The 21471-nt window shown below is 47.4% G+C and carries 20 protein-coding genes and 3 pseudogenes; 9 read left to right on the forward strand and 14 right to left on the reverse strand.

Translation table 11 applies throughout. The features are described from left to right. Positions 1-33: 33 nt before the first annotated feature. Positions 34-456 carry a hypothetical protein gene (locus HRU78_06065; protein ID QOJ23270.1) on the reverse strand — a complete coding sequence of 141 codons (423 nt, stop codon included), beginning with the start codon at positions 454-456 and terminating at the stop codon, positions 34-36. A gap of 128 nt (positions 457-584) precedes the next feature. Between HRU78_06065 and HRU78_06070 the strand changes: the two genes are divergently transcribed. Beyond that, positions 585-2342, forward strand: coding sequence for a lysophospholipid acyltransferase family protein (locus HRU78_06070; protein ID QOJ23271.1), 1758 nt, complete (start codon positions 585-587; stop codon positions 2340-2342). A 24-nt stretch (positions 2343-2366) separates the two neighbouring features. Here HRU78_06070 and HRU78_06075 read toward each other — a convergent pair whose 3' ends face one another. Beyond that, positions 2367-3647, reverse strand: coding sequence for a diguanylate cyclase (locus HRU78_06075; GenBank protein QOJ23272.1), 1281 nt, complete (start codon positions 3645-3647; stop codon positions 2367-2369). A gap of 292 nt (positions 3648-3939) precedes the next feature. On the opposite strand from HRU78_06075, the gene HRU78_06080 reads away from it, so the two are divergent. Continuing rightward, a complete protein-coding gene (locus HRU78_06080; GenBank protein ID QOJ23273.1) occupies positions 3940-4284 on the forward strand; it encodes an exosortase system-associated protein, TIGR04073 family in 345 nt (114 codons plus the stop codon). A gap of 125 nt (positions 4285-4409) precedes the next feature. On the opposite strand, the gene htpX is transcribed toward HRU78_06080, so the two are convergent. From htpX to HRU78_06105, 5 genes are all read right to left on the reverse strand, one after another. Then, the gene (gene htpX, locus HRU78_06085) at positions 4410-5288 is read right to left on the reverse strand and encodes a protease HtpX (GenBank protein ID QOJ23274.1); all 879 of its coding nucleotides are present in this window, start codon (positions 5286-5288) and stop codon (positions 4410-4412) included. A gap of 179 nt (positions 5289-5467) precedes the next feature. Next, on the reverse strand, positions 5468-5761 hold the full coding sequence (ftsB, locus tag HRU78_06090; GenBank protein ID QOJ23275.1) for a cell division protein FtsB: 294 nt from the start codon (positions 5759-5761) through the stop codon (positions 5468-5470). Beyond that, positions 5761-7044 carry a phosphopyruvate hydratase gene (gene eno / locus HRU78_06095; protein QOJ23276.1) on the reverse strand — a complete coding sequence of 428 codons (1284 nt, stop codon included), beginning with the start codon at positions 7042-7044 and terminating at the stop codon, positions 5761-5763. The genes ftsB and eno overlap by 1 nt, the downstream gene beginning before the upstream one ends. Before the next feature lie 58 nt (positions 7045-7102). Then, positions 7103-8782 (reverse strand): CTP synthase, encoded by a 1680-nt coding sequence (locus HRU78_06100; protein ID QOJ23277.1) that lies wholly within the window; start codon positions 8780-8782, stop codon positions 7103-7105. An 85-nt stretch (positions 8783-8867) separates the two neighbouring features. Next, on the reverse strand, positions 8868-9752 hold the full coding sequence (locus HRU78_06105) for a fructosamine kinase family protein (GenBank protein QOJ23278.1): 885 nt from the start codon (positions 9750-9752) through the stop codon (positions 8868-8870). 62 nt (positions 9753-9814) lie between these two features. On the opposite strand from HRU78_06105, the pseudogene HRU78_06110 reads away from it, so the two are divergent. After that, positions 9815-10463 (forward strand): annotated as a pseudogene (locus HRU78_06110) (IS1595 family transposase). A 217-nt stretch (positions 10464-10680) separates the two neighbouring features. Here HRU78_06110 and HRU78_06115 read toward each other — a convergent pair. The 3 genes from HRU78_06115 to HRU78_06125 all read right to left on the reverse strand — a co-directional run bounded on the left by HRU78_06115 (position 10681) and on the right by HRU78_06125 (position 11894). Then, positions 10681-11046, reverse strand: coding sequence for a transposase (locus HRU78_06115; GenBank protein ID QOJ24946.1), 366 nt, complete (start codon positions 11044-11046; stop codon positions 10681-10683). Next, positions 10953-11573, reverse strand: coding sequence for a transposase (locus tag HRU78_06120; GenBank protein QOJ23279.1), 621 nt, complete (start codon positions 11571-11573; stop codon positions 10953-10955). The genes HRU78_06115 and HRU78_06120 overlap by 94 nt, the downstream gene beginning before the upstream one ends. 129 nt (positions 11574-11702) lie before the next feature. Beyond that, positions 11703-11894 (reverse strand): hypothetical protein, encoded by a 192-nt coding sequence (locus HRU78_06125; protein QOJ23280.1) that lies wholly within the window; start codon positions 11892-11894, stop codon positions 11703-11705. 222 nt (positions 11895-12116) lie between these two features. Here HRU78_06125 and HRU78_06130 point away from each other — a divergent pair, with 222 nt between their 5' ends. Further along, entirely contained in the window at positions 12117-12587 is a 471-nt protein-coding gene (locus HRU78_06130) for a hypothetical protein (protein QOJ23281.1), read from the forward strand. Between the two features lie 350 nt (positions 12588-12937). Here the strand turns inward: HRU78_06130 and HRU78_06135 are convergent, their stop codons facing one another. The 4 genes from HRU78_06135 to HRU78_06150 all read right to left on the reverse strand — a co-directional run bounded on the left by HRU78_06135 (position 12938) and on the right by HRU78_06150 (position 15069). Next, entirely contained in the window at positions 12938-13087 is a 150-nt protein-coding gene (locus HRU78_06135) for a hypothetical protein (GenBank protein ID QOJ23282.1), read from the reverse strand. A gap of 13 nt (positions 13088-13100) precedes the next feature. After that, on the reverse strand, positions 13101-13424 hold the full coding sequence (locus HRU78_06140) for a hypothetical protein (GenBank protein QOJ23283.1): 324 nt from the start codon (positions 13422-13424) through the stop codon (positions 13101-13103). A 210-nt stretch (positions 13425-13634) separates the two neighbouring features. After that, entirely contained in the window at positions 13635-14204 is a 570-nt protein-coding gene (locus HRU78_06145; protein QOJ23284.1) for a transposase, read from the reverse strand. Positions 14205-14217: 13 nt separating this feature from the next. Then, entirely contained in the window at positions 14218-15069 is an 852-nt protein-coding gene (locus HRU78_06150) for an IS5 family transposase (protein ID QOJ23285.1), read from the reverse strand. A 163-nt stretch (positions 15070-15232) separates the two neighbouring features. Between HRU78_06150 and HRU78_06155 the strand changes: the two are divergent. The 5 genes and pseudogenes from HRU78_06155 to HRU78_06175 all read left to right on the forward strand — a co-directional run bounded on the left by HRU78_06155 (position 15233) and on the right by HRU78_06175 (position 21423). Continuing rightward, positions 15233-15989 (forward strand): annotated as a pseudogene (locus tag HRU78_06155) (IS5 family transposase). A gap of 648 nt (positions 15990-16637) precedes the next feature. Next, positions 16638-18073: pseudogene (locus tag HRU78_06160) on the forward strand (IS5 family transposase). Positions 18074-18507: 434 nt separating this feature from the next. Further along, a complete protein-coding gene (groES, locus tag HRU78_06165; protein QOJ23286.1) occupies positions 18508-18798 on the forward strand; it encodes a co-chaperone GroES in 291 nt (96 codons plus the stop codon). A gap of 63 nt (positions 18799-18861) precedes the next feature. Then, positions 18862-20511 carry a chaperonin GroEL gene (gene groL, locus HRU78_06170; protein QOJ23287.1) on the forward strand — a complete coding sequence of 550 codons (1650 nt, stop codon included), beginning with the start codon at positions 18862-18864 and terminating at the stop codon, positions 20509-20511. 162 nt (positions 20512-20673) lie between these two features. Beyond that, complete coding sequence (locus HRU78_06175; GenBank protein ID QOJ23288.1) at positions 20674-21423, forward strand: YciK family oxidoreductase; 750 nt, start codon at positions 20674-20676, stop codon at positions 21421-21423. Positions 21424-21471: the final 48 nt, after the last annotated feature.

The following is a 21471-nucleotide window of genomic DNA, read 5'->3' on the forward strand; positions in this document are numbered from 1 at the left end:
GAATTTACAAAAACTAAGAAGGAAACAATAGAGTTATATTGCTTTCCAGATACCGTAGGTAACAAACGAACCACCGCCTAAAGCAAATGTTGCGGAAGTGATTAATATCCCCCAAACTATCTTTTTCCACTTCATTTGCGTATTTGTATCTTGGTATGTGCGATAAACATAGCCATGATGAAAGAAGAAAGTTATGGCAGCAAGAAAAGCACCTAAAAGGAAACAGATTAAGGCTCTAAGTGCATATGTTTTGAAGCATAAGCATAAGTATTCAGGTTTGTTAATCAAAGCCTGAACAGACGCAAGCATAGCGATTACAGCTCCTCCATTCAAAATTGCTAAGTTTTTAGCACCTTGAACAATTATCTCGTCAAGTCGATCTATAATTCTCATTCGGCGATCATGATTGGGTTGTTGGTTTAACATGTCGTGTTGCGTACCTGTTTCTCTCGTCAATTTATTCTCCCTCATTTGATTCTTAGAAAATTTTACTAATAAATCAAATAAAAATACTCAGTTGTCATCATCTTGTCACAAAACTTCACTATCGTACTCATCAATCAATTTCATAGTGGAGTCAACGAATGCTGGATGTCGATGCGATGTTGAAAGATTATTTTCCAGGCTCGGATGTGCAGAGCGATAAGCCGCTGATGAAAGCGGCATCTTCATTATTGAAGAAAGTGCTGCATCAGGATGAGATCAATCGCTTCATCGAGACGCACCGGCATTTGGAAGGGTTGGAGTTCAACGATGCCGTGCTGGAGCATTTCAATTTCTCGTTCCAGGTTTCCAGTAAAGACCGGGCGCGGATTCCGGATCAGCGCCGGGTGTTGATCGTGGCTAATCATCCCCTTGGTTCGTTGGATGGCTTGGCGTTGTTGAAACTGGTGTCGGAAATTCGTACCGATGTGAAAATCGTGGCGACGATCTTGCTGGATTGTATCGATCCGCTGAGAAGTTTGCTTCTGTCGGTGGATAATTTTTCCAGCGTGGCGAAGCACCGCGACAACATGAATCAGATTGTCGCCGCGCTGGAGGCGGAACAAGCGGTGATCGTGTTTCCCACTGGTGAAGTGTCGCGTATTTCACCGCTTGGCGTGCGTGATGGCAAATGGAAATCCGGCTTTATTTCGCTGGCGAAGAAAACCCAAGCGCCGATTGTGCCGGTGCATATCGGCGGCAAGAATTCCGCGGTGTTTTACGGGCTATCGAGTATCTACAAACCGCTCGGTACGATGATGCTGGTCAACGAGATGTTCAACAAGCAGGGCGGTGAGATTTCGTTCCGCATCGGCAAGCCGATTCCGTGGGAATCGATTGCGGCGATGGATTTGTCGAAAAAAGACGTGGCCAAACTGATGCGCAAGCAAGTCTATTTGCTCGGCAAGAAAAAGAAAAAAGAGCTGTTCAAACCGATCGAGAACATCATTCATCCGGTACGTACCAAACAGATCCGCAAGGAATTGAAAGCGTCGCAACTGATCGGCAAAACGCAGGATGGCAAGCACATTTATCTGTTCGATTATTTACCGAATTCCAGCGTGATGCGCGAAATCGGCCGCCTGCGCGAACTGTCGTTCCGCCAGGTGCAGGAGGGTACCGGTAACGCGCTGGATATCGACAGTTACGATCGCTATTACCGCCACTTGATTTTGTGGGACGAAGACGAACTTGAGATCATCGGTTCGTATCGTATCGGCGAAGCGGCGGAAATTCTCAAAACGCGCGGTGCGGATGGGTTGTACACGCACAGTTTGTTTGAGTTCAGTCCCGGTTTCCTGCCATATTTGGAGCAATCCATCGAGCTGGGCCGTAGTTTCATTCAGCCTCGTTACCAGAACAAGCGTAGTCTGGATTACTTGTGGTACGGTATTGGCGCCTATTTGCATCAGCATCCGCAAATACGTTACTTGATCGGGCCGGTGTCGATGAGTACGTCACTACCTAAACCGGCGCAACAGGCGATCGCCAGTTTCTATCACACCTTGTTCGGTAACAACGAGCAGCTGGCCGCATCAAGGCTGCCGTTCGAATTTGACGCGGTATCGGATTTTGCGGCTTACCGCAATATTATCGGTGAAGCGGAGTATAAGAATGCCGTGGCATTGCTGAAAGAAAAACTCGATGTATCCGGTGTCAAGGTGCCGGTACTGTATAAACAATATGTGGAATTATGCGAACCGGGCGGTTGCGAATTTCTGGGATTCAATATCGATCCGCAATTCTCAAACTGCGTCGATGCGCTGATTCTGGTGCATGTCGATGCCATCAAGGAAAAGAAATATCAGCGTTACATCGAGAGTCATGCAATTGCCATGCTGGAGCAGAATTCCGCCTAGCGGATGCGGAAACCCGAGATTGTATTATGGATGGTATACGAAAACCTGATTACATCCGCCGGATTTAGACCGCTCGACCGCTTCCGTGGCGGCTCTCAACAGATCGGTGAAGCCATTGCATGAATTGGATTGCAATTCGGCTACGCCCAGACTTGCGGTGATATCGATACCGGATGGTTGCAGATTCTCGATCGATTGGCGTATTTTTCCGGCGATAACCGCCGCGCCGGAAATATCGCAATAAAGCAGCAGCAGCGCGAATTCCTCTTCGCCATAACGGACAGCGATATCTTCTCTGCGAACAGAACCGGTGAGTATCGCGGCTATTTCCTTCAATACCTTATCTCCGCTGGCAAGACCGAATTTTTCATTGATGGATTTGAACCGATCGATGTCGATCATAATCAGGCTGCATGGAATGCTATGCCGGGCAGCTTCGCTCAGTTTCGATGGCGCCGTTTCCAGCAAGAAATGGCGGTTATATAAACCGGTGAGCGGATCTTTCATCGTCAGTTCGTGCATTTGAGCCAATTGCGAGATTGCCTTGCTTGACAGTTTCTTATTACTGATCAGCGTATTGATTCGTGCCAGCAATTCCTCTTGGATTAGCGGTTTGCTGACGTAATCATTGACACCGGAACGCAGCAATTCCACTTTGTGCGTCGCATCGTCAAGAACCGAGAAGACCAGCAGCGGTACATTTCTTCTATCGTTTTCAAGGTTGCGGATTGTTTTTACAATCGCCTGGCCGTTGAATTTTCCTTTCAGCAAAGTGTCGGCGAGCACCAGATCGTAATCATGATCCTGGAATGCTTGTAATCCTTCCTCGCCATTGCTGAAATGATCGACCGTGTAGCCGCAATCCGAGAGCAACGAGGTTACTGTGCTTGTCATGTATGAGCTGTCGTCAAGGTATAAAATTCGCCCGCTCATTGCCTTGCTGCATCGTTTTCTGGAGAACTGCACGGTGTAGCTGGTAATTTTATCCAGTTCGTGCTTGCAAAATATTTCGGTGACACCGGCGGAAAACGCCTCATCCTGGAATTGCTTATCATCATTTGCGGTAATCATCACCAGCGGAATTTGCCGGGTGCGGGAATCGGCGCGCAATTGCGACGAAAACATGGGACCATCCATATCTTGCAAGTGAGTGGCGATGAAAACCAGATCAAAAGGCTGTTTCTGCAGTAGCGATAGCGCCTCACTACCGGTTGATACCTGCTTGGTTCCTAGTCCGCCCGATTCAATCGCAGTTGACAGCAATTTTTGGTAAGTTCTGGATGGTTCAACGATAAGTCCTTCCATGTTGTGATACTCCTCCAATGACATCAATCGGATTATGATCGGTAGAATTCCGTGGATTGCCTGTTTGCCAGGAGCATGGTTATCGACATTTCCACTGGGTTTTTGAGGAAATTTCTTTTTCAGCGCGTCTTGATGCTGATAATCCGCTCGTTTATGCACAATCCCTTTTATGAGCATGGATTTGTCTGATGAGCTGTGAAGAGGTAAACTGCTGGGGAATTTTTGCTTATTTTCTATGTTGAGCAAAAATCAATTGCTAAAATTTCTAAAACTATATAAAGGAGATTTTTTAATGAGGAGCATTGTTAAACTGTCTTTGGTGCTTTCAATATTGTTCCTTTTCTCGTCCCAGGCTGTCGCTTCCGATAGTTATGTGAATAACTCGGCTGAGAAACTCGCGAGTGGTGTTGCCAATGTAGTAACTGGCTGGTTGGAGTTACCCAAGAATATTATTTTAACCAGTCAAAAAGACGGGCCGGTTTACGGTATTACCATCGGACTGGGAATGGGAGTGATGCATTCTGTCGGGCGCACCTTGGTGGGTGTGTTGGATGCAGCTACTTTTCTGATTCCTACTAAACCATCGGTTAATCCGCCTTTTATCTGGCAAGATTTTTCACGGGAAACTTCCTACTGATAATAGCTGCAAAGTTTTTTGACTGGTTTTGGCAAAGCGGCAACCGCCGCAACATAAAATTATAAAACGCCGCACGAAGTAATCGTACGGCGTTTTTTTATACCCATTAACGTGAAGATTGCTTATTACTGCATCTCTAAAGCCGCGATTCTTTCTTCCAAAGGCGGATGCGACATGAACAAGCGTGAAAATCCGTTACTGCCGCCGGAAATACCGAAAGCAGCCAGTTGATCGGGCAAATGCGCTGGTTCATGAATCATCTGCAGGCGCCGCAAGGCGGCAATCATTTTTTCCCTTCCCGCTAAACTTGCTCCGCCGGCGTCGGCGCGAAACTCGCGTTGACGGCTGAACCACATGACGATGATGCTGGCCAGCACGCCGAGCACGATTTCAGCAATGATATTGGTAACCCAGAAAGCGGGGCCATGGCCTTCTTCCGTTTTGAAGATGACGCGATCCACGGTATGACCGATAACACGCGACAGGAAGATGACAAATGTGTTGACGACGCCCTGGATCAACGCCAGTGTGACCATATCGCCGTTGGCGATATGACTGACTTCATGCGCCAATACAGCCTCGGCTTCATCCTGACTCATGGTATTCAGGAGACCGGTACTGACTGCAACCAGTGCATCGTTCCGTGACATGCCGGTAGCAAAAGCGTTGACGTCCGGCGCATCGTAAATCGCCACTTCCGGCATGCCGATGCCGGCTGCTTGCGCTTGGCGTTGTACTGTGGTAACCAGCCAGTGTTCTTGTGCATTGCGTGGCATTTCGATGATTTGTGCGCCGGTAAAACGCTTAGCAGTCCATTTGGAGAGCGCAAGCGATATCAGAGAACCGCCGAATCCGAATACCGCTGCGAATACCAACAGCGAGTTGATATTCAAGCCAGTTCCTTGTGCATCCAGTATTTTCTCAACACCGAGTAACCGTAACGTAATGCTCAATACGACGACGATCGCCAAGTTGGTTGCTAAAAAGAGAATGATTCTTTTCATTTTTTACTCCATGGTTTTTATCTAATTCAAAACGAAACGAGTCTGATATATGAATCACTTGCCGCTTTTCAAGCGAATTATAGGTGAAATTATCTAATGACCGGATGATCCGGTGCTGCTCGGCTCGCAACCGCCCGGTTTGATTTTAGGCGCTTAATTTTCCGAGGAGTTCACGGAAATTATTGCGCTGGCTTTTGCTGGGAATTCCTGACGATCTGAAAGAGTATCTCGCCTTCCTTGATCATGCCTAAATCGCTGCGGGCGCGTTCTTCGATGGCTTCGAGGCCTTGTTTCAAGTCATTGACTTCGGCCTCGAGCTTATTATTACGATTTTGCAGTTGCAAGTTTTCCGCCCGCGCCGCGATTACTTCCTGATCCACTTGCCAGACTTTTAGCCAGCTCGCTTTACCAAGCCATAACGGATATTGCATTGCAGCAATCAACAGGAGCAGGATGAAACTCAGCAGTTTCATTATTTGAGCTGGTAAAACGCTCTCCGGCCGGCATAACTTGCCGAATCTCCCAGGTCCTCTTCAATCCGCAGCAATTGATTGTATTTCGCGAGCCGGTCGGAACGGGACATTGAGCCGGTTTTAATTTGCAAGGCGTTGGTGGCGACCGCGATATCCGCGATGGTAGTATCTTCGGTTTCACCGGAGCGGTGCGAGATGACGGCGGTATAGCCGGCGCATTTCGCCATTTCAATCGCTGAAAAGGTTTCGGTCAATGTACCGATTTGATTGACCTTGATCAGAATGGAATTGGCGATATCGCGCTTGATACCTTCCTGCAGGATTTTTGTATTGGTGACGAAGATGTCATCACCGACCAATTGAATCGATTTGCCTAACTTGGCGGTCAGCAGTTCCCATCCGGCCCAGTCCAGTTCGCTCATACCGTCTTCGATACTGATGATCGGGTATTTATCGACCCACGACGCCAGATAATCGGCGAATTGTTCGGACGTCAGGTGCAAGCCGTCGGATGCCAAGTGGTATTTGCCGTCCTGGTAGAATTCCGAGCTGGCACAGTCGATACCGATGGCGACATCTCTACCAGGTTGGTAACCGGCCTGGTCAATGGCTTGAACGATCAGTTGCAATGCGGCTTCATTGTTTTCCAGATTGGGCGCGAATCCACCTTCGTCACCGACAGTGGTCGGCATGCCTTTGCCATGGATGAGTTTCTTCAACGTGCTGAAAACTTCTGCGCCGCAGCGGATGGCATCGCGAAAATCGGCAATTCCCAACGGCACGATCATGAATTCCTGCATGTTGATGTTGTTGTTGGCGTGTGCACCGCCATTGATCAAATTCATCAAAGGCACCGGCATCGACATCGAAGCCGCGCCGCCGAGGTAGCGGTACAATGGCAGGCCGGATTCCTCCGCAGCTGCCTTGGCAACTGCAAGCGATACTGCAAGAATCGCATTGGCGCCGAGTCTGGATTTGTTTTCGGTACCGTCCAAGTTGATCATTTCCTGATCGATGAAATTCTGCTCGGTGGCATCCAGTCCCATTAATGTTTCGGAAATTTCAGTATTCACATTTTCCACAGCTTTGAGCACGCCTTTGCCGGAGTAACGTTGCGCATCGCCATCGCGTAATTCCATTGCCTCCCGCGTACCGACGGATGCTCCGGATGGAACCGAGGCGCGCCCGAGCACGCCGGATTCGAGCAGAACATCCGCTTCAATGGTTGGATTACCGCGAGAATCAAGAATCTCGCGAGCGATAACATCTACTATTGCGCTCATACTACATTTCCCTGTGTTGACGATTATTTTTTAAGTTTTACTACTGGAATCCGGTGGATCAATTGTTGTGCACGGCATGTATTTTTTCGTCCCCGGCATGCTGGTGGCGTTCATTAGCAAAGCGGATAGCGGCCTGCACGTAGGATCTGAACAGCGGATGACCGAGCCGCGGCGTTGAAGTGAATTCCGGGTGAAATTGGCAACCGAGAAACCACGGGTGATCAGCTTCAGGAAGTTCGATCATTTCGCATAAATTCTCTTCCTTGGAAAAGCCGCTGATGCAAAGCCCCGCTTTTTCCAATTTAGGAATATAAAAGCTGTTGACTTCATAACGATGGCGGTGGCGTTCGATAATGGTATCCACCCCATAGGTTTTCCAGGCGAGCGAATCTTTTTTCAACATACATTCCTGCCCACCCAGACGCATACTGCCGCCGATATCGGAATTTTCATCGCGCGTTTCGATTTGCCCGTCGCGCGTGCGCCATTCGGTGATCAAACCGATCACCGGGTAGGGGGTATCCGGATTGAATTCCGTGCTATGCGCACCTTTCATGCCGGTTTTATTGCGCGCATATTCGATGACGGCCAGTTGCATACCCAAGCAAATGCCTAAGTACGGGATGCGGTGGGTGCGGGCGAAATTGATCGCCATAATCTTCCCTTCTACACCGCGTTTACCGAAGCCACCGGGAACCAGGATCGCATCCATGTCAACCAAGCTGTCCGTACCTTCTTTTTCGATTGTTTCGGAGTCGATATAGGCGATATTAATCCGGCTGTTGGTATGAATACCGGCATGAATCAAAGCCTCGGACAGCGATTTATACGATTCGGTCAGATCGACATATTTGCCGACAATGGCGATGGTGACGGTGTGTTTCGGGTGCTCCAGCGCATGCACCAGCTTCTTCCACACGCTTAAATCCGCAGGTTTGGCTAGGATACTCAGCTTATGGCAGATAATTTCGTCGAGCATCTGTTCATGCAGTAATCCCGGGATCTTATAGATACTGTCGACATCGATCGCGGAAATAACCGCTTCTTCCTGAACATTAGTGAAGAGTGCTATTTTTCTGCGCTCTTCTTTCGGCACCTCGCGATCCGAGCGGCATAATAAAACATCGGGTTGAATACCGATTTCGCGCAATTCCTTGACCGAATGTTGGGTCGGTTTGGTTTTCAATTCACCGGCCGAACCGATATAAGGCAACAGGGTGAGGTGGATGAAACAGGTATCGGTGCGCGGATTTTGCACCGCCATTTGCCGGATGGCTTCCAGAAACGGCAGTGACTCGATATCGCCGACCGTGCCGCCGATCTCAATAATCGCAATCTGCGCATCGCCTACACCCATTTGAATGTAGCGTTTGATTTCATCGGTGATATGCGGAATCACTTGCACTGTGCCGCCAAGATAATCACCGCGCCGCTCCTTGCGAATCACGCTTTCATAAATCTGACCGGTGGTGAAGTTATTGTGCCGCGTCATGCGCGTGCTGATGAAACGTTCGTAATGACCCAAATCCAGATCGGTTTCAGCGCCATCCTCGGTGACAAACACTTCACCATGCTGGAACGGACTCATGGTCCCGGGATCCACGTTGATATAGGGATCCAGTTTGAGCATGGTGACTTTAAGACCGCGCGATTCCAACAACGCACCCAGAGATGCGGCAGCAATCCCTTTACCCAAGGAGGAAACAACACCACCAGTCACAAAGACATACTTGGTCATGAGCGGTTATCGTAACAAGAAAAATTCATGAGATCAGTGAGATTGGTTTGTATGGTTTTGAGTAAATAAATAATGTATCAGTATATTAATGAATTTCAGCAAGCAACGTATTTATTGTATGTTCGGCTTGATGGCGATAACCGCTGCCAAAAAGATTCAAGTGGTTCAGAATATGATAGAGGTTATAAACGTGTTTACGGGTATTATAACCGGAATCCAGCGGATAATTATAGCGGTAAGCGGAATAAAAATCGGCTGGGAAGCCGCCGAAAAGTTCGGTCATGGCAATATCCGTCTCGCGATCGCCGTAATAGACTGCAGCATCGAATAATACCGGATTTCCGCTATCATCATAGTCATAATTGCCACTCCACAGGTCGCCGTGCAACAGCGATGGAGAGGGCGGCGCATCGGTAAAAAATTTATCCAGATCGTTTAATAACTGCTTGCCCAATGTTTGTAACCTCCCGATGAATCCATTCCGTTGTGCCAGATTGAGTTGATACCCCAATCGTTGCGTGCGCCAGAATTCTACCCAATCGGAAGAAAATGAATTTATTTGCGGCGTTTGTCCGATGGTATTGTCGCGATACCAGCCGTACTGCGAAGAAGTCACGCGATGCATGGCAGCCAGCTGTTCGCCCAGAACGGATGCTTTGCCACGCGCACTTTGGCTGAGATTGAGATATTCCAGCACCAGCCATGCCATCTCATCGTTGTGTCCGTAGCAAATGGGCCGCGGTACACGTATCGCAGCCGATTGCCGGATTTCTTCGAGACCGGCGGATTCCGCTGCAAACATATCAAGATTATCCGCGGAATTCAGTTTCACAAAAAAACACTGCGATTCGTTGGCTATACAATACGTTTGATTGATGCAACCGCCGCTGGTCGGGTGGGATTCTTTGACCTGGAATGGTTTACCGGTCACGGCGGAAATTTGTGCACTGATTTCATGCCATACGTGCATGTTTTAACTCTTATAAAAAATTAGGGTCTGTAGTAGATTAGCTTAGATGCTAAGCTAATTGAATGAAGATAAGCTATTGTAGATTATTAAAGAAAACACAATTAAAGCTGCTGGAATACTTTGTGTTGGAGGTTACAGCAAGATCGGCAGCCGATATACTGGACAACCGAATAGTGCAGTCCTGTTTTATCGCAAAATACGCGAAGTAATTGTTTACCATTTGGAACAGGAATCTCACGAAATCTTTGATGGTGTGGTGGAGTTGGATGAAAGCTACTTTGGCGGTATCCGTAAAGGTAAACGAGATCGAGGCGCTGCAGGTAAGGTTGCGGTGTTTGGCATATTAAAACGTGGTGGCAAGGTCTACACGAAGGTCGTTGGAGATACCAAGACAGAAACGTCGATGCCGCTCATTACTAGAAAAATAGCACCTGACAGCGTAGTTTATACAGATTATTATCGCAGTTACAATGCGCTTGATGTGAATCATTTTTACCATGAACGGATCAATCATTCCACACTCTTTGCTCAAGGTAAGAATCACATCAATGGCATTGAGAACTTTTGGAATCAGGCTAAATGCGTCTTAAGAAAATACAATGGCATTCCTAAAGAATCATTCCACTGTTTCTCAAAGAATGCGAATTCAGATTCAATTATGGAACACTTAAACAACAACTAAAAATACTCAAACTTTGGACTCAGATTTAACCTGATCTACTACAGCCCCAAAATCAATGAGTGCAAGCCAATGTCACGCGTGGCTTGTACTCGGGGAGACCTTTGCAAAAGGTCGTAACCTTATCATTCCGGTGTAATTCTGGGTTTATTTGTAAGGAGATCGGGTGTTTTTTAACTATTTTTTTGCACATGAATCAGGAATAATCACACTCAACCGGCCATTTCCGGTTGAGAGGATGCAGTATTCCTATATTTGCGTCATCATTCGACGATCGGCAAAGAGTTTGGGTAACCTTTTCAGGTTATACGCCATCGCCAATAGCATATGCCAGGCATGCGCCAAGGCCAGACCGCGATAACGCAGGATTTTAGCATTGAACCAACGTGCCTGACTGCCGAAGGTGCGTTCAACAACATAGCGGGATTTCGTGATCAGACTATTGCGCTGCAACTGTCGACGCGCCAATGGGTTATTCTTTGTGGCCTTATCCTGAATGCCATTTTTAATACCGCGTGATTTCAAAGCATCGCGATGTTTCTGGCTGCTATAGGCCTTGTCGGCATGAATGCGGACTCCCGGCTGAACATTGGCTTTGTCGAGCAGATCCAGCAGCGGCTTACTGTCGTGGCATTGGCTGCGGTGGTGATTACTGCCATGACCAACCCGGCGCTATCGACCATCGTGTGTTGTTTATAACCAAAGACCGATTGGCCACCTTTCCTGACCCAACGTGCCTCAGTATCCACGCCCGGTTGGGTCACCTCAATAACCCGCATCGCCACTTGGGTATCCGGCTCATCATCCCGTTCTTCCCGGTCATTCACCACTTCATAAGCAGGCCGGGTTTTAGGTTTACGCGGACTTTGCGTAATGCTCGCATCGACATGACAGCCTTTTCTGACCGCGATATCGTGCGCTTGTATTTGCTCATTTATCCGCGTTAACAAACCATCCCAAGCGCCTGCCGCCGTTAATCGCGTTCTGAAGCGCGACAATACTGAGTGGTCCGGCACATCGTCTTCCAGCGACAATCCTGGAAATCGCATCACATGCAGATTCGAATTCGCCATGTCTTCCACCGATTCATCACTTAAACCTCCATTCCAGATTCCTGTCAGCAGCATCTTGAACAGCAGCAATCCCGAATACGCCGGGCGGCCTGCCGCATCCGATACCGGTGCGTAATGAATTGATATGCAATTGCCGAACTGCTCCGCATAATCTCAACTCAAAAAGGCAAATTGACATGATCCCCTTCAATACAAAAACTACCGGGCAACAAAAAGCACATTCGGGTCGTCCAGATGGTGCGCCGTATTCGTCATTCTGCTGACAGCTTTGTGATCAATCGTATCGAATGCAATATCGGCTCCTTTACTAAAAGACGGTTCCCGGCACAGTCCACGGGCAAAATCATGGATGGATAAAGCGCGTGAATTTTTCTCCGAGTAACAATTCATACCCCTGCACATTTTATGAATGATGTTATTAATCATTAGGATATTCAATATTCTTGCACTACATTGCCGCTTATTTTGTTAATTTTGACTGACATTTAACAAAGAGTTTGCATTGTCTCCACAATTGGGTTGGTTTCTGAGTTTATAGTTACTCCTGTGTTCACAACAACAGCGACTACTGAATAAGGGTAGTCATTACAGGATTAAATTCAGGAGACGATCATGGCAACAATATCATTCTTAGTTAACGGTACGACAGCACAACAACAAACAAAACCGGTGGCATGGGTAACGATCGAAGAAATGGCAAACGGTTCTTTGTTTTTCAAAGTCAAGCAAGCGGGCGGCAGCATGAAAAATTTGCATGGCGTGTATTTTGATATTGCCGACGAAAGCATTACCAACACCCTGAGAGTGATTGCTGTTTCCAACGATGTCAAAGTAAGCGAAGAAGAAGTCAGTTACCTGAAGAACGGTACCGATACCAGTGAAGCCTTAGTGAGCAGCCAAAGCTGCAGTGCTGATCAAAATGCGACGAACAACTATAGCTTTACCTTGCGCAGTACCGCGCGTGCGCTCAATCTCAGCGACTTTTCTCAAATCCAACTGGATTATTCCGGAAGTGGCGGTGATGCTCATGCTAAAACTAATGATGATTTCAGCCACCGCTGGTTATATCTGGGATTGTTTTAAAAGTGAAGCCATGCTGAATAGCTGGCATGGCGAACTATAGTCAACATCTTTTTAGGTTTGTGCTTGTGTTGTTGTGTGAGATCCAATACCGCCGGTTTTGCTGGCGGTATTGGATTACGTGCGATCACACCGACAAGAAATGATATTGTGCGGAACGCCGTGAAATCACTATCGACATTGTACTCAGATTGGCGCGATATTTTGGCAACACCGCCAGCGTTATTGCCGGCGCTGTCATTCTCGATGGTAAAGAAAAGGAGAAAACACAGATCCGGAAAAATGAATATCGCAATCTGATTGTCGGTGCAAAATTACAGCGGAATCCCTCTCAATTGGCATTGAAAGATAATCTATTCCCCTATTTTTACATCTTTTATTCTGATCGCTTCTAAGGCATCAAATTTTTTGGGATCCATCATTTCTTCCAGTAATTTCTTGATGTCCGCAATACTGGTTTTATGCAGACTTATCTCTAATTCAACTGTCACCTCGACTTTCATAAGTTACCTCCACTTATTTGCATTTGATAAATAGATTCCGCGTGATTGTTGTAGCGGAATATGTCGAATATCCGACTGATGCTAATTGTGTATTTGCATCAAACTCACTGATTGCTTGAGAGAAAGGAACAACATCGCCTTGCTGATTCAGCAGGTGATACCCGCGCGCACCGCAGATCTCGCCCGCTTTCTCAAGGCAATAGCTATAATTCAATCCGGAGCCGCTGCAGTTGATGTTGTGTCCTCTGGTTCCATCAGCCAGAAACACCTCTCTGGAGGTGACGCACCCTTGGAGCATTGCAGCAAAGACGATAAGAATAAAAAGTGATCGAGACATATTTGTTCCTTCCAATTATTTGATCGCATAACCGCTCTGCGGAAACACACCGCTTCCTAATTTGATTTTATACTACATCGCAATGGCGCTGTCAGGTATGAATGCCAATGAACGGTCCGTCCTAAGAGGCGATAAACCCGGTAGAGATTAAAAAAATAGCAAATTCTTTCAAACCCGCTTCAGCGGATTATTTAGTCGCCCCTGCAAAATTCACACAGTCATGCCGACAAACGAACGTTTTGTGTAAAAGGTGTTGATCAGTTGCAGCAGCGCAAGTCGCAATAAAGAATTCTTGATGCCCAAACGGTGTATAGCTCTCATCAGCCAGCGCAGATTGTAGCCAGCCGCACATAACACAGCGTGCAGTGCATCACCCAACTGACCTGGTAACCAGCAGCGATTCATTCGGTGATCCGACTTCAGATGCCCGATTGCAGGTTCCACGGCCTGCCGGCGCTTGAGCCAGCGCCGCTGCGGTTTCGTCAGCGACTTGTACTTGCCGCGATGGATGATTTCCACTGCCGGATTGTCAGCATCCACTCCCCGGAACCCGAGATCGGCAATAACCTGCTTCGGTATTGATCCGGTATCTTCGAGTAGCCTGTGCGTTTGTTCGAGCTGTTGGTGGAGAATATGACCATCGTAGGGATTGCCAGGAAAGGTTCTGGCACCGACTATCAGGCCGCTTTTGTGCGTAACAGCAATGCCGGCTTTAACTCCGAACTCGTAAGGTTTGCGTGCTTTGCCCTTGCCGATGCATTCGGCTTCCGGTGCGTGCAATGCATAGAGTTTGTTATTGTCCTTGTTGCTGCTTATGAATCCGTCCTGCCCGTTCCAATAGCGTGGTCAATTGCTGCAGCGATGCGGCACAGACCGTCGTCACGGTTGCCAGTTTGCGCTGGATCTCCCGCAGCACGATACCAAGGATCGTGCGTTGGCGTTTAACGGTTTTGTGCAGACGCCGCAATTGCCTGGCGTGGGCATAGCCGCCTGCCCTTCGGCGCAGCGCCTTGCCTTCTTTGGCGTAGGTTTGCTTCAAGGTGATGCCAGCCCGTCTGGCTGCTTGCACAATCTTGCCGCGAGCAATTTCCAGTAACCGGCTATCCACCGGATGCGCAATTGCCTTTTCCTGAATTGTCGTGTCAACAATCACTCGTTTGAATTCAGCCGGTTTGACCGCCTTGGTGTGCACCGCAGTGTCAATCGTTGCCTTCAGCAGCTTCTCAACACCAGCTTCACCAATGGCGGTGCGGAAACGGCCAATCTGGGTGGCATCACACGGCAACTTCGATGTGTAATATTCCTCGCCGCTGAAATACTGCCACACCACATTCTCCGGCCAGCGAACCACCAGCTCTTCGTCACTGAGGTTGAACGCATGCTTCAGATACAGCAACGATGCCATCAACCGGATCGGCAAGCGGGGCGACCCGCAGTGCTCACGCCCCCACTGGCAATCGCCAATGTTGTGCCAAAAAGAGTCGTTGATCTCCAACACTTCACCCTGACGGTTTTTACGCTCAAAAGCAGGGACAAGTGCTGCTTCAATATCAGCCCACGGCAGTCGATTCGACAGCACTGCCAGGGGATGACGCAGATCAATTATCTGATCGAGACGCGCTCGGAAAAAATCATCGGTCGGCATTTCAGTTCCTCTTGATTCTCTCAGTGTTTTGATGCGAATAGTATAAATTCTCAGGGATCAATGCCGTCTAAAATTTGATGATTCCTGCAGTTCATGCAGGCTCTAAGTGTTTTGCAGGGATGACTAATTAGGGCCTGTTAACACTATTTGATATAATACGGTGATGGAAATCACCGAAACTCAATATCAACAGATCGAACACTGCATGCCGCGCCAGCGTGGCAATGTCAGTCATTCCAATCTACAAATTCTCAATGCTATTCTGTATGTTACCGAGCATGGTTGCAAGTGGCGCGGACTACCCAAGCGTTTCGGTAATTGGCATACCATCTACACTCGAATGAATCGATGGGCGAAAAGCGGCGTGCTTCAAAAAGTTTTTGAGCAGCTGCAGCATCAACAAATCATTCGCATCAAGATTGAAGCCGTTTCGATGGATAGCACCAGCATCAAAGTGCACCCTGATGGTACTGGTGCATTAAAAAAAAACGGCCCGCAATCCATCGGCAATCCCGAGGTGGCTGGACCACTAAAATTCATCTGGTTGCCGCAGATACCAGAACAGCCATAACTTTTCCTTATCTCCGGGGCATACACATGACGCACCGGAAGGACGACAACTCCTGTTAGCACTCGGCCCCGTCTCTTCTCCTACTCATCTGCTGATGGATCGCGCTTATGAGGGTGATCAAACCAGACAGCTTGCATTGGAGCTCGGTTATATCCCGGTTGTCCCACCCAAAACTAATCGGCTGGAGCTCTGGGAATATGACCGCGCCATGTACAAAAAACGCAATGAGATCGAAAGATTATTCCGCAGACTCAAGGGATTCCGTCGAATATTCTCCAGATTCGACAAACTGGATGTCATTTTTCTCTCATTCATCCATTTCGCTCTCATCGTCGAAGCACTTAGGTAGTGTTAACAGGCCCTAGTTAAAGTTTGAAGTTTATGTGATACTAATGAAATAGATTCTTTTGAAGGAAGATCAAATGAATACAAACACGTCCAACATCCTTCTTTATTCCTAATGGACTTCGGTATGAGATGATATGATGCCTGCAATTGACCAGATAAATTCCTGATTTTCTCATAAACATCATTTTTTCTTTCTTTATCAAATTCATCGTTATTTGAAATAACGACATTATAAGTTATTAATACATGTGATATTTCTCCAATAGTTTTTCTAAAGCCTTGAATTGGTTAGATTACTAGTTTAAGTATATATTGACCTACAACAAAACCAAAAAGAGCAAATATAGCTCCAAAAAAAGCTATTAAAAATTCCATATTTACTTCTCCTTGTGTCAATGAGACTTGATTATCATCTATTTAAATTCTTTATCTAACCTTCAAATTTCTTTGATACAGATGAGCAAACGATTTGAAGCACGAAAGCAATAAAGGCGTACGTAAATGCGTCAGTGATCTCGATACATAGTCATCCCTGCAAAACACTTAGAGCCTGCATGAACTGCAGGAATCATCAAATTTTAGACGGCATTGATCCCTGAGAATTTATACTATTCGCATCAAAACACTGAGAGAATCAAGAGGAACTGAAATGCCGACCGATGATTTTTTCCGAGCGCGTCTCGATCAGATAATTGATCTGCGTCATCCCCTGGCAGTGCTGTCGAATCGACTGCCGTGGGCTGATATTGAAGCAGCACTTGTCCCTGCTTTTGAGCGTAAAAACCGTCAGGGTGAAGTGTTGGAGATCAACGATCTTTTTGGCACAACATTGGCGATTGCCAGTGGGGGCGTGAGCACTGCGGGTCGCCCCGCTTGCCGATCCGGTTGATGGCATCGTTGCTGTATCTGAAGCATGCGTTCAACCTCAGTGACGAAGAGCTGGTGGTTCGCTGGTCGGAGAATGTGGTGTGGCAGTATTTCAGCGGCGAGGAATATTACACATCGAAGTTGCCGTGTGATGCCACCCAGATTGGCCGTTTCCGCACCGCCATTGGTGAAGCTGGTGTTGAGAAGCTGCTGAAGGCAACGATTGACACTGCGGTGCACACCAAGGCGGTCAAACCGGCTGAATTCAAACGAGTGATTGTTGACACGACAATTCAGGAAAAGGCAATTGCGCATCCGGTAGATAGCCGGTTACTGGAAATTGCTCGCGGCAAGATTGTGCAAGCAGCCAGACGGGCTGGCATCACCTTGAAGCAAACCTACGCCAAAGAAGGCAAGGCGCTGCGCCGAAGGGCAGGCGGCTATGCCCACGCCAGGCAATTGCGGCGTCTGCACAAAACCGTTAAACGCCAACGCACGATCCTTGGTATCGTGCTGCGGGAGATCCAGCGCAAACTGGCAACCGTGACGACGGTCTGTGCCGCATCGCTGCAGCAATTGACCACGCTATTGGAACGGGCAGGACGGATTCATAAGCAGCAACCCAAGGACAACAACAAACTCTATGCATTGCACGCACCGGAAGCCGAATGCATCGGCAAGGGCAAAGCACGCAAACCTTACGAGTTCGGAGTTAAAGCCGGCATTGCTGTTACGCACAAAAGCGGCCTGATAGTCGGTGCCAGAACCTTTCCTGGCAATCCCTACGATGGTCATATTCTCCACCAACAGCTCGAACAAACGCACAGGCTACTCGAAGATACCGGATCAATACCGAAGCAGGTTATTGCCGATCTCGGGTTCCGGGGAGTGGATGCTGACAATCCGGCAGTGGAAATCATCCATCGCGGCAAGTACAAGTCGCTGACGAAACCGCAGCGGCGCTGGCTCAAGCGCCGGCAGGCCGTGGAACCTGCAATCGGGCATCTGAAGTCGGATCACCGAATGAATCGCTGCTGGTTACCAGGTCAGTTGGGTGATGCACTGCACGCTGTGTTATGTGCGGCTGGCTACAATCTGCGCTGGCTGATGAGAGCTATACACCGTTTGGGCATCAAGAATTCTTTATTGCGACTTGCGCTGCTGCAACTGATCAACACCTTTTACACAAAACGTTCGTTTGTCGGCATGACTGTGTGAATTTTGCAGGGGCGACTAATTATCTGTATCCACGTTCAGACGAAAATCTGAATCTTTTTTATGCAAAAAGTAGAGAATTAAAAAAAGATATCTGTGAAAATTTAGATATTTTTAATCCTGATGATTTGGGAGCGATGAAACACTAACTAATAATATCATTGGTATTGATTTAATTCCGCTGTTGTTTCTTTTTTATTCCGGATTTATTTTCTTTCTTACATTCCGGGTTTATTTTCTTCCTTACAACAATAAGTTATAAAATATTTCCATATACTGATCTTGAAATTTTTCATCACAATCCCTATTATTAGCACTCGTGGTTATTGAGTGCTAATAATTTTTTATATTAGACCCCTGACTTCTTTAGAAATATATAAGTGAAATGCAAGGTATTTCATAAATCTTGATTTTTAATTCTTACGGGAGAAAACAGCATGAAAATTCGTCCTTTGCATGATCGTGTGATTGTCAAGCGATTGGAAGATGAGCGTAAAACCGCTTCAGGTATTGTAATTCCAGACAGTGCCGCAGAAAAGCCTGATCAAGGTGAAGTATTGGCCGTCGGTAAAGGAAAGGTTGGCGACGATGGAAAAGTGCGTCCATTGGAAGTCAAAGTCGGCGATAGAGTATTGTTTGGAAAATATGCCGGACAGTCTGTTAAGGTTCAAGGCGAAGAACTTTTGGTTATGCGGGAAGAAGATATTATGGGTGTGATTGAAGGCTAACTAAGCGCGCCAGTAGATTGCTCACTGAAGATAATGTGTTGTTAAGAAATTAGGAGAAAAGTTATGTCAGCAAAAGAAGTGAAGTTTGGTGATTCAGCACGTCATAGAATGGTGGCCGGTGTCAATATTTTAGCTGATGCGGTGAAAGTGACCTTGGGCCCCAAAGGCCGCAATGTCGTCTTGGATCGCTCTTATGGTGCCCCAACCATTACCAAGGACGGTGTTTCAGTTGCTAAAGAGATCGAGCTGAAAGACAAATTCGAGAATATGGGCGCCCAGATGCTGAAAGAAGTGGCCAGCAAAACATCCGATGTCGCCGGTGACGGTACCACTACCGCGACTGTATTGGCGCAATCGATTGTCAAGGAAGGGATGAAATATGTTGCTGCGGGCATGAACCCAATGGACCTCAAGCGCGGTATCGATAAAGCCGTGAGCACTGCAGTTGGAGAATTGAAAAAACTATCAAAACCTTGTGCAACAGCAAAAGAAATTGCTCAGGTGGGCAGCATTTCTGCAAACTCCGACACCGAGATCGGCAAAATCATTGCGGATGCGATGGATAAAGTGGGTAAAGAAGGTGTGATCACGGTAGAAGACGGTTCAGGACTGCAAAATGAATTGGAAGTCGTCGAAGGTATGCAGTTTGATCGCGGTTACCTGTCACCTTATTTTGTCAGCAGTGCGGAAAAACAAATTGCGCTGCTCGATAGTCCATTTGTTCTGCTGCATGACAAAAAAATTTCCAATATCAGGGATTTATTGCCGGTATTGGAACAAGTTGCGAAAGCCGGAAAGCCTCTGTTAATCATTGCGGAAGATGTCGATGGTGAAGCATTGGCTACGCTGGTGGTGAACAATATTCGCGGTATTCTTAAAACCTGCGCGGTTAAGGCTCCCGGTTTTGGTGATCGCCGTAAAGCCATGTTGGAAGATATTGCCATTTTGACCGGTGGTACCGTGATTGCGGAAGAAGTCGGCCTGACTCTCGAGAAAGCGACACTGAACGATTTGGGGCAAGCAAAACGCATTGAAGTGGGTAAAGAAAACACCACCATCATTGACGGCGCCGGCGATGCCAAGGCTATTGAAGCGCGTGTCAAACAAATTCGCACGCAAATCGAAGAAGCAACCAGCGATTATGACAAGGAAAAACTGCAAGAGCGTGTGGCCAAATTGGCGGGTGGTGTAGCCTTGATCAAAGTTGGCGCGGCGACCGAAGTTGAAATGAAAGAGAAAAAAGCGCGCGTGGAAGATGCCTTGCATGCAACGCGTGCAGCTGTAGAAGAAGGGGTAATTCCTGGTGGCGGCGTCGCATTATTGAGAACCTCGCCGGTGGTGAAAAACACCAAAGGTGACAACCATGACCAGGATGCCGGTATCAAGATTGTGCTGCGGGCATTGGAAGAACCTTTACGCCAGATCGTCACGAATTGCGGCGATGAGCCATCGGTAGTTGTCAATAAAGTCACCGAAGGTAAAGGTAACTTTGGCTATAATGCGGCAACCGGTGAGTATGGTGATTTGGTTGCGATGGGTGTTCTGGATCCAACCAAGGTAACTCGCTCAGCATTGCAAAACGCTGCGTCTGTGGCAGGTTTAATGCTCACCACGGATGCTATGGTGGCCGAATTGCCTAAGGAGGAAGCGCCAGCCGGCGGTGGTATGGGTGGCATGGGCGGTATGGGTGGCATGGGCGGAATGGATATGTAAAGCCAGCCATCGCAACACACTCAGTGTTTTGATACTAAACAGACTCCAACATTTTTGGGGTCTGTTTTTTTATGCTGATGAAATTCCGATTGGAGGAATAGAGATACTTATCCGGCGTTATATTTTCATCTGAAGATAGATTGTCGTGATAAATTCTATGCTATGAATAAAATTGAAAACTACTCACCGTCCAAAGATTTGTTACTTAATCGCGTTATTCTGGTGACGGGTGCAGGGCAGGGGTTGGGACGTGCAGCAGCCTTAGCCTATGCAAATCATGGTGCTACAGTGATTTTGCACGGACGCAAGGTTAAGAAGCTGGAAGCCGTTTACGATGAGATTGAAGCGCTAGGAAAAGCACAAGCGCTTATTTATCCACTCGATTTTGAAAAAGCCGAGGACAAAGATTTCGCAATTCTGGCACAAGCGATTGCGGAACAATTGGGGCGGCTCGACGGAATTTTGCATAATGCGGCTTTGCTGCCTGGCTTAAGTCCGCTGGAACATCAATCGGTTGCGCAGTTCCGGTCGTTGTTGCAGGTAAATTTAATTGCACCTTTTGCGATAACCAAAGCGTGTCTGCCATTATTGAAAGCTTCCTCGGATGCAAGTGTGATTATGACTTCGAGTTTACACGGCCTGAATCCCGCCGCATATTGGGGTGGTTTTGCCGTAGCCAATGCAGGGATTCAAGCGCTGATGAAAATACAAGCGGATGAGTGGGAAATATTACCAAATTTGCGCATGAATTCTATTGTGCCGGGAATAGTCAATTCGCCACAACGCACTATCACACATCCTGGTGAAATTAAGCAAAGAATGCAGCGTCCCGAGGATTTAATGGCTACTTATCTTTATTTGATGGGGCCTGATAGCAAAAATGTGCGAGGGCAAACCTTATTTTGCTCATGAATCCGAGTGAATGATCCGGCTGCAGCTGGCGGAATTAAAAGGTATAAT

It is taken from the genome of Gammaproteobacteria bacterium (assembly GCA_015709635.1).
GTDB lineage: Bacteria > Pseudomonadota > Gammaproteobacteria > Burkholderiales > Nitrosomonadaceae > Nitrosomonas.